This is a genomic window from Kribbella endophytica, from assembly GCF_054781295.1.
This window is the reverse complement of the sequence record NZ_BAAGUR010000003.1, coordinates 32,046-45,527: the sequence shown is the minus strand read 5'-3', so window position 1 is coordinate 45,527 and position 13,482 is coordinate 32,046. Positions and strand designations below refer to the sequence as shown.

Annotated in this window: 14 protein-coding genes; 6 read left to right on the top strand and 8 right to left on the bottom strand. The window is 68.7% G+C overall.

The annotated features are described in order from the left end of the window. Positions 1-125: 125 nt before the first annotated feature. On the bottom strand, positions 126-200 hold the full coding sequence (locus ACYVIO_RS26530) for a 50S ribosomal protein bL37 (RefSeq protein WP_369759046.1): 75 nt from the start codon (positions 198-200) through the stop codon (positions 126-128). A 461-nt stretch (positions 201-661) separates the two neighbouring features. On the opposite strand from ACYVIO_RS26530, the gene ACYVIO_RS26525 reads away from it, so the two are divergent. Further along, positions 662-1,819: an HD-GYP domain-containing protein gene (locus ACYVIO_RS26525; protein WP_460653612.1), complete on the top strand. Its 1,158-nt coding sequence runs from the start codon at positions 662-664 to the stop codon at positions 1,817-1,819. Beyond that, positions 1,819-3,096 (top strand): HD-GYP domain-containing protein, encoded by a 1,278-nt coding sequence (locus ACYVIO_RS26520; RefSeq protein ID WP_460653611.1) that lies wholly within the window; start codon positions 1,819-1,821, stop codon positions 3,094-3,096. The genes ACYVIO_RS26525 and ACYVIO_RS26520 overlap by 1 nt, the downstream gene beginning before the upstream one ends. Here ACYVIO_RS26520 and ACYVIO_RS26515 read toward each other — a convergent pair. The 3 genes from ACYVIO_RS26515 to ACYVIO_RS26505 form a co-directional block, all read right to left on the bottom strand. Beyond that, positions 3,058-3,639 carry a DUF5317 family protein gene (locus ACYVIO_RS26515; protein ID WP_460653610.1) on the bottom strand — a complete coding sequence of 194 codons (582 nt, stop codon included), beginning with the start codon at positions 3,637-3,639 and terminating at the stop codon, positions 3,058-3,060. The genes ACYVIO_RS26520 and ACYVIO_RS26515 overlap by 39 nt on opposite strands. Positions 3,640-3,769: 130 nt before the next feature. After that, entirely contained in the window at positions 3,770-5,428 is a 1,659-nt protein-coding gene (gene mctP / locus ACYVIO_RS26510; RefSeq protein ID WP_460653609.1) for a monocarboxylate uptake permease MctP, read from the bottom strand. After that, positions 5,425-5,688 carry a DUF3311 domain-containing protein gene (locus ACYVIO_RS26505; protein WP_460653608.1) on the bottom strand — a complete coding sequence of 88 codons (264 nt, stop codon included), beginning with the start codon at positions 5,686-5,688 and terminating at the stop codon, positions 5,425-5,427. The genes mctP and ACYVIO_RS26505 overlap by 4 nt, the downstream gene beginning before the upstream one ends. An 85-nt stretch (positions 5,689-5,773) precedes the next feature. Here ACYVIO_RS26505 and ACYVIO_RS26500 point away from each other — a divergent pair, with 85 nt between their 5' ends. After that, positions 5,774-6,841 (top strand): endonuclease/exonuclease/phosphatase family protein, encoded by a 1,068-nt coding sequence (locus ACYVIO_RS26500; protein ID WP_460653607.1) that lies wholly within the window; start codon positions 5,774-5,776, stop codon positions 6,839-6,841. Here ACYVIO_RS26500 and ACYVIO_RS26495 read toward each other — a convergent pair. After that, on the bottom strand, positions 6,838-7,746 hold the full coding sequence (locus tag ACYVIO_RS26495; RefSeq protein ID WP_425832108.1) for a DUF2785 domain-containing protein: 909 nt from the start codon (positions 7,744-7,746) through the stop codon (positions 6,838-6,840). The two genes, ACYVIO_RS26500 and ACYVIO_RS26495, sit on opposite strands and share 4 nt — an antisense overlap. 97 nt (positions 7,747-7,843) lie before the next feature. Here ACYVIO_RS26495 and ACYVIO_RS26490 point away from each other — a divergent pair, with 97 nt between their 5' ends. Continuing rightward, on the top strand, positions 7,844-9,319 hold the full coding sequence (locus tag ACYVIO_RS26490) for a sensor histidine kinase (protein WP_460653606.1): 1,476 nt from the start codon (positions 7,844-7,846) through the stop codon (positions 9,317-9,319). Between the two features lie 160 nt (positions 9,320-9,479). Here the strand turns inward: ACYVIO_RS26490 and ACYVIO_RS26485 are convergent, their stop codons facing one another. Further along, entirely contained in the window at positions 9,480-9,731 is a 252-nt protein-coding gene (locus ACYVIO_RS26485; protein WP_012922773.1) for a WhiB family transcriptional regulator, read from the bottom strand. A 501-nt stretch (positions 9,732-10,232) separates the two neighbouring features. On the opposite strand from ACYVIO_RS26485, the gene ACYVIO_RS26480 reads away from it, so the two are divergent. Beyond that, entirely contained in the window at positions 10,233-10,637 is a 405-nt protein-coding gene (locus tag ACYVIO_RS26480) for a hypothetical protein (RefSeq protein WP_460653605.1), read from the top strand. 5 nt (positions 10,638-10,642) lie between these two features. Here the strand turns inward: ACYVIO_RS26480 and ACYVIO_RS26475 are convergent, their stop codons facing one another. Together ACYVIO_RS26475 and ACYVIO_RS26470 are read right to left on the bottom strand one after the other, a co-directional pair. Further along, a complete protein-coding gene (locus tag ACYVIO_RS26475; protein WP_460653604.1) occupies positions 10,643-11,437 on the bottom strand; it encodes an RNA polymerase sigma factor SigF in 795 nt (264 codons plus the stop codon). Further along, on the bottom strand, positions 11,434-11,826 hold the full coding sequence (locus ACYVIO_RS26470; RefSeq protein WP_460653603.1) for an ATP-binding protein: 393 nt from the start codon (positions 11,824-11,826) through the stop codon (positions 11,434-11,436). The genes ACYVIO_RS26475 and ACYVIO_RS26470 overlap by 4 nt, the downstream gene beginning before the upstream one ends. A 220-nt stretch (positions 11,827-12,046) precedes the next feature. Between ACYVIO_RS26470 and ACYVIO_RS26465 the strand changes: the two genes are divergently transcribed. Beyond that, positions 12,047-13,468, top strand: a complete 1,422-nt coding sequence (locus ACYVIO_RS26465) for a Gfo/Idh/MocA family protein (RefSeq protein WP_460653602.1) — start codon at positions 12,047-12,049, stop codon at positions 13,466-13,468. Positions 13,469-13,482 lie beyond the last annotated feature (14 nt).

Sequence of the window (13,482 nt, the reverse complement as noted above, 5' to 3'; positions counted from 1 at the left end):
AGTAGCCGGATCCAGACGCTCCGAATACAGGACCTCTGCTAATGCTGGTCTTGTCGAAACATGTGACCAAATTGCAAAGACCCCGGTTATTCGCCGGGGTCCTTGCTGTGCGTAGTCGCCTGAACTCAGGCGTTCGGGCGCTTACCGTGGTTGGCGCCCTTCTTCTTGCGTGCGCGGCGCTTGCGGCCGGTCTTGCCCATCTGAAGCCTCCTTGTAACAACTGCAAAGAGTCACAGTCTCTCATACCACACAGGTTCCCGAGCACGGTGCGGCGAGTCAGGCGCTGCCCTACAGTGTTTCGCGGCGCGCCTGATGAGCAAACTTATGACTAGTCAGCGATGTGCTGTCTGCCCCCTGTGCGTACCTGACCTACGCGCAAGACCGCGACCGCTGTACGGAGGTGACCTATCATGAACGACTACTGGGACTGGTGAGCCGACGCTCCGGGCGAGAAGCAGGTGGTCGAGTCGTGAGACGGCACGCGCTTCGCGTTTTCGTTTCTCTGGCGACGCTTCTCTCCCTCGTGATTCTCGGTCTGGCCGTCGGGCGGCTAACCGACCTTTGGACGCTGTTCGCACTGTGTCTGCTCATGCTCATCGGCGGATTTCTCCGATTCTCGGTCGCGCCGAACTATCTGGCCTCCCTCGATTCCGTCGTGCTGATGACGGTTTACGTGATTGCCGGCCCCTGGGCGGCGGTGTTCGCCTCCGCCGTCGCCTATCTGCCGCAGGTACGGCGCAAGATCCCGATGATCCGTCGTGTCTTCAACGGCGCTCAACGCATCCTCGCCACGGCGGCCGGCGGCGTGGCCTACACGCTGGCGGGCGGTCCGATCGGTCTCGAGGCACTGGAGCACGAGTCGCGCGCGATCTTCGCGATGCTGGCGGCCACGATCGCCCAGCACGTGACGAACGCCGCACTGGTCAGCCTGGTGATCTGGATCGAGGGCAAGACGAGTCCGCTCGACTTCCTGCGTCAGGTCGTTCTGCAGACCTTCCTGCCGATGGCCGGCTACAGCTTCCTCGGCCTGCTGCTCGCCGTGCTCTGGCTCGGTGGCCTCGGCCCGCTGGCCGGCCTCGTGGTCCTCGTACCGTTGCTGTTCGCCCGGTGGGCGCTTTCGCAGTACGAGGTGGAGAAGAGTGCGCAGGCGGCAACGATGCGTGCTTTCATCCAGGTGATCGAGACCAAGGACCTCTATACCCGCGGTCATTCCGAACGGGTCAGTGAGGGCGTCGGCATGCTGGGCCGTCGGCTGCGGCTGAGCGACGACCGCCAGACCGCCCTCGAGCACGCGGGGCTGCTGCACGACGTCGGCAAGGTCGGCGTACCGACCAGCATCATCCAGAAGCCAGGCCGGCTGGACGACTCCGAGATGGACGCGATCCGGCTCCACCCCGCGCGGGGTGTCGAGCTGATCGGCAACATCCCGTTCCTCGAGGAAGTGAAGTCCGCGGTGCTGCATCATCACGAGAAGTACGACGGCACCGGGTACCCGGCCGGACTGAGCGGTGAGAACATCCCGTACTTCGCCCGGATCATCGGCATCGTCGACGCGTTCGACTGCCTGACCTCGACCCGCTCGTACCGGCCGGCCCGCAGCATCGAGGAAACGCTCGCGATCCTTGTCCAGGACAAGTACACGCACTTCGACCCGCGCCTGGTCGACGCGTTCGTCGCGGTGATCAAGAGCGAGGGCTGGAAGGCCCCCGAGGTCGAGCAGCCGGCGCCGGACGCCAGCGTGAAGGCGAACATCGACCACGACGACCTGAGTCTCGGAAGCGGCGGCGGCGCCTCCGGCTCGGCCGCGGGTCTCGCCTGATGGCGACGACGGACGCCGAGGGCCTGGACCGCAAGCTCGGCAGCGGAGTGGTGATCGCCCTGGCCGGCCTCGGTCTCGGCTTCGCCGCGCTGCTGGTCACCGCACGCAACGGGGTGACCGAGTGGTCGTTCGTGCTCGCGTTCGGCTTCCTGATCGCGATCGGCGAGATGGTGCAGTTCAAGGTCGACCGCAGTCGCAACCGCGCGCCGATCGCGACCAGTGCCGCACTGGGGTACGCGATGCTGCGGGGACCGTCGGTGGGTGTCCCGCCGGACGTCGCGCAGATCATCGCGGTCACCTCGGTCGCGACCATGATCGGCGTCGCACCGCGCGCGATCGCGGGCCTGCGCTGGGACATCGTCGTCTCCAACCGCCGGGTCCTCTCGGTGGCCTGCGCGGCCGCGGTGTTCTCCGCCGTGGTCCCGGCCGACCTGTCCTGGAACGGCTCCTGGCGGCACGCGGTCCCGCTGGTCCTGGCGATGCTGCTCGGCGTACTGACCGCGGGGCTCGTCGACGCGCTGGTCGGTGCGGGGCAGGCGACCGAGCAGTTCAACAAGCCGTTCCCCGCGTCGCTGCGGGACGAGCTGATCGTGATGGGCCAGATCGGGATGGCGATGGGCCTCGGCGGCGTCATCCTGGCGGCCGGGACGTCGCTGCTGGGGTTGTGGGCGCCGCCGTTGGTTGTCGTACCGCTGCTGCTGACGCAGTTCGCCTTCCGGCGGTTCGCTTCGGCGCAAAGGACGTATCGGACGACCGTCCGGTCGATGGCTCGGAGTACTGAGATCGCCGGGTTCAGCAGTCCTGGCCAGAACGCTCGTACGGCGGCGCTCGCGGTCGCACTGGGGAACGATCTGGGGTTGAAGCCGGATCGGATGGAGGCCCTGGAGTACGCCGCTTTGCTGTCGGGCGTGGGGCAGCTCGCGCTGGCGGATCCCAGTCCGGGGGGCGCTTCGTTGTTGCGGAACAGGGCGGAGCGGCAGCGGGCGGCGGAGATCGGGGCCTCGGTCATCGAGCGGTCCGGCGTACTGGACCATGTGGCCGAGATCGTTCGGCACTCCAACGATCCCTACCGGCAGGGGCGGGCGAACAACTCGCAGATCCCGGTCGAGAGCGGGATCGTCAACGTCGCGCTGGCGTACGAGCAGCTGGTCGGCGAGGGGTCGGGGCAGTCGCCGGAGAAGGCGATGGAGTCGATCGGGCTGGGGATCGGCGCGGAGTACGACCCGGTGGTCGTGGAGTCACTGCGCCGGGTGGTCGGGCGCGGCTTCCGCTTCTAGGTCGGCCCACGTCGGGGTCGAGTCGGTCGGGACGCGACCGGTGCCGCCCAGGCCGGCGTACAGGAGGAGACCGGCTCCGGCCGCGATCAGGAGGTCGCCGGGGCTGACAGCCTGACCGACCCAGGGAAGAGCGACCGGTACGACGTCGCCGAGCCAGGGGAGCAGCGTGGAAGGGCTCGACAGCTCGTGGCGGGGGTCCTCGACGAACGACCGCAGACCAGCCTGCGCGAGGGCTTCGCGGGAGACAGGCATCGCCCCGTTCAGTACGACGACCAGCGCGTTGGCCGCAAACCCCAGCGCGAGCAGGGCGACACCCGGCCGGCGCAGGTTCTGGCGCAGGAACACCGCGATGCAGACCGCCGAGCCGAGCAGGCCGACCGGGTACGCGATGCCACCGGTGACCGAGCCGAGCAGCTGACCGGTCGCCGCGGCCACGAGCCAGTGCAGGCCGGACAGGCCGTTGTCGGCGAGGGAGACCAGGCGGCCACCGGTGAGCAACGCCGCCCCGGCGGCCAGCACCAGAACGAGGAGGACCAGCAGCACCCTCGCGATTCTGCCCCGCGGGTTGCCCGATTCCGGGCACCACCGAACTCCCGAGCGTGTCGACATAACCGCAAAGCGTGACGGGCGGCCCCTCCCAAGGAGAGACCGCCCGTCGCAGACGTCAACGAGGTCAGGGTTTCGCGGCCGCCGGGCCGGTCCCGTCCCCTTCCAGCAGCTCGTCCAGGTCCTTCACGCCCGGGTCCCCGGCGTCGGCCAGGTAGTCGGTCTTGTGCGTCGAGTCCTTGCCCTCAGCCACCTTCAGCGCCCGCAGCACGAGCGTCAGGACGACGACCACGATCAGGTTGAGCCCGAACGCGGTCAGGCCGATGTAGGCCTTGGTCTCGGTGAACGGGATCATCGCCAGCGAACCGCCGAAGTGCTTGCCGGTCGCCGGGTTCACCACGTTGTACGCGTTGATCGTGCCCCAGATCATGCCGACCGCCCAGCCGGCCAGCAGCGCCCAGCGGTGGAACCACCGGGTGAACAGGCCGACCACGATCGCCGGGAAGGTCTGCAGGATCCAGATCCCGCCGAGCAGCTGCAGGTTCAGCGAGATCGTCTTGTCCATCCCGAGCACGAACACCAGTGCGCCGAACTTCACCAGCAGCGAGGCGAGCTTGGAGACCTTGGCCTCCTGAGCAGGCGTCGCATCCGGCTTCAGGAAGTCGCGGTAGATGTTGCGGGTGAACAGGTTCGCCGCCGCGATCGACATGATCGCCGCCGGCACCAGCGCGCCGACCGCGATCGCCGCGAAGGCGATGCCGGCGAACCAGGACGGGAACTCCTGGTCGAACAGCCGCGGGATCGCCAGCTGCGGGTTCGCCAGGCCGTCGAGGCCCTTGATGTTGACGTTCGCCTTGATCGCCATGAAGCCGAGCAGCGCGAGCAGGCCGAGCAGCAGCGAGTACGCCGGCAGGATCGCCGCGTTCCGTCGTACGACGTTGCGGTTCTTGGTCGACAGGACGGCGGTGACCGAGTGCGGGTACATGAACAGCGCCATCGCCGAACCGAGCGCGAGCGTCCAGTACGACGAGTAGCCGCCCTCACCCGGGATGAACGCGCCGACCGCCTGACCGGTCGTCGGTGACACCGTCTCCATCTTGGTCTGGGCCGCGTCGAAGATGCTGTCCCAGCCGCCGAGCTGGCCCGGCAGGTAGAGGATCGCGGCGCCGATCACCAGGTAGATCAGCCCGTCCTTGACGAACGCGATCATCGCCGGCGCCCGCAGGCCCGAGGAGTAGGTGTACGCCGCGAGCACGGCGAACGCGATCAGCAGCGGCAGGTCCTTGGCCAGCAGGTTGTCGCCGCCGAGGCCCATCACCTCGAAGACGGCCTGCATGCCGACCAGTTGCAGCGCGATGTACGGCATCGTCGCGAGGATGCCGGTCACTGCCACCGCGAGCGACAGTCCCCGGCTCCCGTACCGGCCGCCGACGAAGTCCGCGGGCGTCACGTAGCCGTTGCGGTGCGAGACGGACCACAGCCGAGACATGAACACGAAGATGATCGGGTAAACCACGATCGTGTAGGGAACGGCGAAGAAGCCGCTGATCGCACCCGTCGCGTACATCGCAGCGGGGACCGCAACGAACGTGTACGCCGTGTAGAGGTCCCCGCCGAGCAGGAACCAGGTGATGAAGGTGCCGAAGCCCCGCCCGCCCAGGCCCCACTCGTCCAGGCTGTCCAGCTCTCCGGTCCGGCGCCAGCGGGCCGCCATGAACCCCATCACGGTCACCGCGGCGAAGATCACCACGACGATGATCAGCTGGACCCAGTCGACGTCGTTCACCGGTCGCCCTCCTTGACGCCGCCCAGACCCTCAGCGGCACGTCGTTTCTTCTCCACACCCATCACCAGCCAGTACGAGATGCTCACGGTGATCGCCGAGATGAACACCCACAGCAGCTGGTACCAGTAGAAGAACGGGAAGCCCCACAACCGGGGTTCGTCCTTGGCATAGGTGGAGACCAGGAGAGGAACCACGACTGAAGCCGCCAGCAGAACGCCGGCGATCCAGTACGCGGGTCTCACCGCGGACAGCTTGGACACTGCTACCTCCTCGGGGACACAGGCTGGCGCAACGGTGAACGCTACCGTTCGTTGATAGACAGGCACTAGATGTAGGGGGCCACCGATGGACAACGAAACCGCCTGGCGGGTTCGCACGGTCGTGCTGTCCACCCTCTTCCTGCTGGTGGTTGCCGTACCGCTCTATCCCGAGCTGTTCGGGCTGGACGAGGTGACGCCCTTCCCGCAGCTGGTCGCGTTCCGGCCGCAGCTGCTCGCGCTGGTGCTGCTGCTGGCCCTCGTGATGCTCGTACGACGGAACTGGCGGCTGGCGTCAGCCCTCGTCGTGCTGCTCGTGCTGACCGGCGCCGCGCTGACCGCGCCGCGGGCGATCTCCGACCCGAACCCGCCCGAGCCCGGGTCGCGGGCACTGACCGTGATGGTCGCGAACGTGCTCGGCGGCGGTGCCGACCCGGAGCAGGTCGGCAAACTGATCCGGACGCAGCACCCGGACCTCGTGTCGTTGCCCGAGGCCCAGGTCGACGTACGGGAGCGGATCCAGGAGGAGCTCAAGGGCCTTGGTTACAACGGGTACACGGTCCAGGCCAACTCCGCGCCGGAGAGCGCGACCAGCGTGCTGGTGTCGGCCACGCTCGGCAAGGTCGAGTTCACCGCGGACACGCTCGATCCGGGCCGGGTGAACGCCTCGGTGGGAAGCACGGAGCCGCAGACCGGCAAGCCTGAGCCGGACAAAGCGGGCGTCGTACAGCAGACGACGACACGTTTCGGGCACATCGTGGTGACCGGCGGGACGCTCGGCAAGCTGCGGCTGATCGCCTACCACGGGTACCCGCCGCTGCCGTCGGAGGTGACGACGTGGAAGCAGGATCTCGTCGTACTGCGGAAGTGGTGCTCGTCCGACGTACCGACGATCGTCGCCGGTGACTTCAACGCGACCGCCGATCACGCGGACTTCCGGGACGCGCTGGGCAAGAACTGCCGCAGCGTCGGGCCGGCCGTGGGGGAGGGGCTGCAGGGGACGTGGCCGGCCCACCGGCCGGCGTTCGCGCGGACGCAGATCGACCACGTCGTCGCCGGCGCCGGGGTGGAGCCGAGCCGGTTCAAGACGTACGAACTCGACGGGACCGACCACCGTGCGGTCATCGCGGCGGTCGCCGTCGCGAAGGAGGGTTAGCTCGAGGACGGCGCCGGCCGGTAGATGTACGGCTGGGAGGCGCGGACGGCCTCGGTGACCATCAGCAGCAGGTCGGCGCGGGACTCGATCGGCCGGCCGAACAGGTCGTCGTCGCCGGGGATCGGGAAGCCCTTCACGCCGATCGCGAGCTGGCTGAGCAGGACGTGCAGCACGCCGCGGGCGTTGAACACGTTCGGCGTCGGCCACTCCGGCAGCGTCTCGTGCATCATCGGCTGCTGTGCCGCTGTCGCCGCCACGGGCTTCAGCCACCGTTCCAGCTCGTCGCTGGTCAGCATGTTGCGGTGCAGGATCGTCATCACCGCGTGCGCGACCCGGTCGTGCTCCTCGTGCACCCAGCGGTACTGGGTGTCCTTGACGATCCGGTCGGCCAGTACGTCGAGCAGCGCGCGCAGCACCCCGGCGTCGCAGTGCCGGGAGCGGGCCAGCGCGCCGATCGCGTCGGCGCCGTGCGCGACGGCGTGCGCCCAGCCGCAGTCGGCGACGTACCCGCGCAGGTCACGCTCGCGCAGCAGCCAGGTGGCCAGCCGGTCGCCCCAGCGCATCACGACCTCGTCGTGCACCAGGAACTCGGCGTTGTCGCGGTGGATCACTTCGGCCAGCGTCAGCGCGGTGAACGAGCGCCGGAAGACCGTGTCGGTGCCGTCCTCGCCGAGCCCGTAGTTCAGCCCGGCGCAGAGGCCGTCACCGAAACCGGGCAGGAGGTCGTCGTACACGCCGCGCTCGAGCCAGGTGGCGAGCGTCGGGTAGGCCAGGGCGTCGCGGATCTGCGGGTTCGTGCTGGCCAGGCCACGGACGAGCTCCTCGGTGAGGTCGCTCAGCCCACGGTCGTGCGGTACCGCATAGTCCGCGGCCATCACGTCCTGCCAGTACGACGTCGACTCCACCGAGCCATCCTTTCACTTGTGATCTGGTTCGGCACAGATCAATCAACACCCAATGCGCAAATCTGTCGAGCCGGGCCCAGCGACTAGGCTCGACGACGTGCCCTCGCTGAGTGACGTGGCCCGCAACCACACGACCCTGGACTCCGCCGACCTGGACCGGCTGCAGCTGCTGGTCTCCGACTGGCAGATGCTGGCCGACCTGTCCTTCGCCGACCTGGTGCTCTGGCTGCCCGACACCGAAGGCCTCGGTTTCTGGGCCGGTGCGCAGATGCGCCCGACCACCGGGCCGACGGCGTACCTGGACGACATCGTCGGCAGCTTCATCCCGCGCGACCGGCGGCCGCTGCTGGACCAGGCCTACGACGGCGGCCGGATCTGCCGCGAGGGCGACCCGGAGTGGCGCGACGACGTCCCGGTCCGGGTCGAGACGATCCCGGTCCGCCGTGGCGACCGGGTGATCGCGGTGATCGCCCGCAACACCAACCTGCTCGGCGTCCGGACGCCGTCGCGGCTGGAGATCGCCTACCTGCAGAGCGCGACCGACCTGGCCCGGATGATCACCGACGGCATCTTCCCGTACGGCGGGGAGCGGCTGCTGTCCACCACGCCCCGGGTCGGGGACGGGTGCATCCGGGTCGATCGGCACGGAATGGTGACGTTCGCGAGCCCGAACGCGTTGTCGGCGTACCGAAGAATGGGACTGGTCACCGATCTGGTCGGCAGCCGGCTCAAGGACGTTACCGGCGAACTGCTGCACACCGGGCACAAGGTCGACGACGTGCTGGCTTCGGTCCTGACCGGCCGGGCCGCCAAGGAGCTCGAGATCGAGAACGCCGACGCGACGCTGTTCCTGCGCGCGATCCCGCTGCGGGCCGGCGGTGAGCACGTGGGCGCGCTGATCCTGCTCCGGGACGTGACCGAGCTGCGCAGCCGGGAGCGGGAGCTGGTCACCAAGGAGGCGACCATCCGGGAGATTCACCATCGTGTGAAGAACAACTTGCAGACCGTCGCCGCGTTACTCCGGATGCAGGGCCGGCGCATCACGGTGCCCGAAGGGCAGGCGGCGCTGGCCGAGGCGGTGCGCCGGGTCGGGTCGATCGCGATCGTGCACGAGACGCTGTCGGAGTCGTTCGACGAGCACGTGGACTTCGACGACGTCGCGGACCGGGTGGCGGCGATGGTGGCCGACGTGTCGACGGTCGCCACGCAGGTGGAGATCCGGCGCAGCGGGAGCTTCGGCGTACTGGACTCCGAAGTCGCTACTCCGCTGGCGATGGTGCTGACCGAGCTGATGCAGAACTCGGTCGAGCACGCCTTCGGCGCCCGTGACGGCGAAGACGCCGCCGGCACGATCGAACTGGAGGCGAACCGGTCGGTCGGCCGCCTGCACGTGATCATCACCGACGACGGCAAAGGCTTGCCTGCCGACTTCGACTCGGAGACCTCGGGCAACCTCGGCCTGTCGATCGTGCGCACGCTGGTCCTCGGCGAGCTCGACGGCACCCTCGACTTCCAGGCCCGGACCTCGGGCCCCGGTACGACGGTGACGCTGGATCTGCCGATCAAGGACTGAGTTCGTTGGCTGTGAACAACCGTGGGGGGCATCAACTGTTGGTGCTCACCCATAGTTCTTCGCAGGCAACGTCGGGTGCCTGGGGCAACCTGCTGGAAGGCTGATCGCCTGGAAATCAAAAGGCCCCGCGGATCCCGCGGGGCCCCATCGTGTAGCTGCGTCAGGCGGTACGGATGCGGGCGCGGGCGTTGCGGCGCTTCAGCGCACGACGCTCGTCCTCGCTCAGGCCGCCCCAGACACCGTGGTCCTGGCCGGCTTCCAGTGCCCAGGCGAGGCACTGCTCACGCACGTCGCAACGACGGCACACCTGCTTGGCCTCCTCGATCTGCATGATCGCGGGCCCGGTGTTGCCGATGGGGAAGAACAGTTCCGGGTCCTCATCGAGGCAAACGGCCCGGTGGCGCCAATCCATGGCGGATCCCATCTCTCTCGGTAGTTGATTCCACTGAAGGCTGGTAGGTGCCCGATCAGCGGTGAAGTAATCGCACGGGGGGTGGTGCGAAGCGTTGTGAACGTTTTCACGAACGACACCATGTTCCCAATCTCGCGCTGGCGAAACAAGGGTTATGGACTTGTCGATCCGATCACAACGCTTCCTTTACACTCCGAACCGGTGCAGAACGGACCGTCACGTCCGTTATCCGAACGCGGGGTTCGAGCTGCGATCACCCGTTCACTGCAAGTAACCGATCGAACAGCCTCGGGGTTACGCAAAACCTGGAATCCCTGTGGGGAAAGGCTCTCCGACCCATCACCGCACCTGGGGCAGGGGTGGGCCCAGGCACGACGTGCCCTGCGCCGGACTGCTCCTCACAGCAGTCCGCCGGGGCGTCGAGTTGCCACGCGACGGACGTTCCGCCGTACCGGCAAACCGCGCCGATCCGCCCGAACCTCCGCCGCGTAGGCTTGCGGTGTGCCGACCGATTCCTCTGCAGCCGCACCGCGTCCGCTCAAGTTAGCCGCGGCTGTGGTCGCTGCGGAAGGGCTTGTGGTCGTCGTTCTCGGATTTGCCGAAGCGTTAACGCTCGACTCCGGACGGTTGGTGCTCGGGCTGACCACGACCCTGTTCCTGATCGCGTACGGCGGCGGCCTGCTGCTCGTCGCGCGCGGCCTGTCCCGCGCGTCGACGTGGAGCCGGGGGCCGGCGGTGTTCACCCAGCTGATCCAGGTCCTGATGGCCTACAGCTTCTGGGGCGGCTCGACCAGGGCGATCTCGGTCGTGCTCGCGATCGCGGCCGTCGGCGTGCTGGTCGCGATCTTCCAGAAGGCCTCGACCGAGGCCCTCCGCGACGACGCCGACCACCCACCGGTGCTCTGAAACCCCTATTCCTTAAGCAAGCCTGCCCTTAGTTCGGTCAGGGTGCGGGCCAGCAGCCGGGAGACGTGCATCTGCGAGATGCCGATCTCCTCGGCGATCTGGGACTGCGTCATGCCCCGGAAGAACCGCAGGGTCAGGATCCGCTTCTCGCGGGTATCCAGCTGGGCCAGCAGCGGCTTCAGGGACTCCCGGTACTCCACGCTCTCCAGCGCCTCGTCCTCGCCACCGAGCCCGTCGAGCACGGTGGTCGCGTCGGCCTCGTTCTGATCCGGGGCGTCCAGCGACAGCGTGTTGTACGCGTTCGCCGACTCCAGTCCCTCGATCACCAGGTCCGGCGCGAGCTCCAGGCGGGTCGACAGCTCCGCCACCGTGGGCGCCCGGCCGAGCTCCTGGGTCAGCTCGGCGGTCGCCGCGGTCAGCGACAGCCGCAGCTCCTGCAGCCGGCGCGGGACGCGGATCGCCCAGCCCTTGTCGCGGAAGTACCGCTTGATCTCGCCGAGGATCGTCGGCGTCGCGTACGTCGAGAACTCGACCCCGCGCTCGAGGTCGAACCGGTCGACCGCCTTGATCAGCCCGATCGTCGCGACCTGCACCAGGTCGTCGTACGGCTCACCGCGGTTGCGGAACCGGCGGGCCAGGTGCTCGACCAGCGGCATGTGCAGCGAGACCAGGCCGTCGCGGGCCAGCGTGTGTGTCGGGTCGCCTGCCGGGGCGCCCCGCAGTGCGGCGAAGAGTTCGGCGGTCCGGGTGCGTAGGTCGGTGGGTTCCTGGGGTTCGCCCAGGGATCTCTCGTCGGTCACGCCTTCTCCGCGGCGGTGGCGGTCGCCGTCACGGTGATGGTCAGGCGGCCGTCCACGGTCTCCGCGCCGGCCGACTCCACCAGCGCGGTCAGCACGGTCCACCCGAACGAGTCGGTGTCCGGCATCCACCCGGCCGGCACGGCGGCCGACGTACGGACCGTCAGCTGCGGCGGGCTGATCGCGAAGACGCACTCCAGCACGCCGTCGGTGGCCTGGGGGAGCAGCAGCGAGCAGGCCTCGTCGACGGCGATCCGCAGGTCGTCGATCGCGTCGACGGTGAAGTCGTTGCGGGCCGCGAGGTTGCCGACCACCGAGCGCGGTACGGCGATGTAGGCACTGTCCGCGGGGATGCTGAGGCGTACCTCGGCGGCTGTTCCGGTGCTGCTCACTGTGCTGCCTCCCTGGCGGGCTGAACTCTTGGGCGGTCGGCCCACCGCGTACATCTTCCCCGCTGATCCCCGGCAATGCACGGCGGGCCTGAATTCCTGTGGACCGCTCCGACGTATTGCGCGTAGCTGACGAGCATGCTGGGATACCGAGCATTATCGCGCACTTCTGCGGGACCTGCCTCCCGGGTCCCCTCGCCCCGCCCGACGACAGGAGTTCACCGTGAATCCCACCAGCTCGCGCCGGACCGTGCTCGGCGCCGGAGTCGCCGGCGTCCTGGCCGCCGCCGGCGCCGGCGGAACCGCCGCCGCCTCGACCGATCCCTCGACCGGTGCCGCCGTGGCCCGCGGGCCCGGCCAGCGCTCGATGGTCGACGTACCGTTCGCCCAGCACGGAACCGTCCGGATCGGTCTGATCGGTCTCGGCAACCGTGGCGCCGGCATGCTGACCGGCTGGGCCGCCGTGCCCGGCGCGGTCGTCACCGCGGTGTGCGACATCCGCGCCGACCGGGCCAAGGCGGCCGCCGACAAGCTCGTCCAGCTCGGCAAGCCCCGCCCGACCGAGTACGGCGGTTCGGCCACGGCGTACAAGAACCTCGTGCGCAGCGGGGACGTCGACCTCGTCTACATCGCCACCCCGTGGGAGTTCCACTACGAGCAGGGCAAAGCGGCGTTGCTCGGCGGCAAGCACGTCGGCGTCGAGCTCCCGATCGCCACCGAGCTCACCCAGCTCTGGGACCTGGTCGACACCTCCGAGCGGGCCCGCCGGCACCTGTGGCTGATGGAGAACTGCAGCTACGGCCGCAACGAGCTGGCGATGCTCAAGATGGCGCACGAAGGCGTGTTCGGCGAGATCACCAACGGGCACGGTGGGTACCTGCACGACCTGCGGGAACTGCTGTTCAGCGACACCTACTACACCGACGCGTGGCGGCGGAAGTGGCACACCCGCAGTACGGCGAGCTTCTACGCGATGCACGGACTGGCCCCGGTCGCGGCGGCGATGGACATCAACCGCGGTGACCGGCTGACCACGCTGCGGGCCACCGCGACGGCTTCGCGGGGCCTGGCCGACTACCGTGAGCGCAACATCCCGCGCTCGCACCCGTCCTGGAACGAGAAGTACGTCAACGGCGACCTGGTCACCTGCCTGATCGAGACGGCGAAGGGCCGGGTGATCCGGGCCGAGCACGACGTCAGCTCGCCGCGCCCGTACAGCCGGATCAACAGCCTGGCGGGCAGCCGCGGCATCTTCGAGGACTACGTCCCGGTCGGCGAGACCGGCGGGCGGGTCTACCTGGAGCCCGACCACAGCGGTCACAGCTGGCGGGACTTCGCGCCGTACCGGCAGGAGTTCGATCACTGGCTGTGGAAGAAGATCGGCGACGACGCCGAGAACAACGGCGGCCACGGCGGCATGGACTACGTCCTGCAGTGGCGGATCGTGCAGCAGATGCGGGCCGGGCTGGTGCCTGACATCGACGTCTACGACTCGGCCGCCTGGTGCTCGCCGGTGCCACTGAGCGTCGAGTCCCTGAAGCGGGACGGCCGCCCGGTCGACGTCCCCGACTTCACCCGCGGCCGCTGGTCCGAGCTCCGTCTCGGCCTCGACTCCCGCGAGACCGACATGCCCCCGGTCGGCTGAGCGCGGAAGGACGA

Excerpts from the sequence above, each read along its gene's own strand:
- ACYVIO_RS26525 (WP_460653612.1), top strand. The coding sequence starts at position 662 with ATGACGGTTTACGTGATTGCCGGCCCCTGGGCGGCGGTGTTCGCCTCC.
- ACYVIO_RS26520 (WP_460653611.1), top strand. The coding sequence starts at position 1,819 with ATGGCGACGACGGACGCCGAGGGCCTGGACCGCAAGCTCGGCAGCGGA.
- ACYVIO_RS26500 (WP_460653607.1), top strand. The coding sequence starts at position 5,774 with ATGGACAACGAAACCGCCTGGCGGGTTCGCACGGTCGTGCTGTCCACC.
- ACYVIO_RS26485 (WP_012922773.1), bottom strand. The coding sequence starts at position 9,731 with ATGGATTGGCGCCACCGGGCCGTTTGCCTCGATGAGGACCCGGAACTG.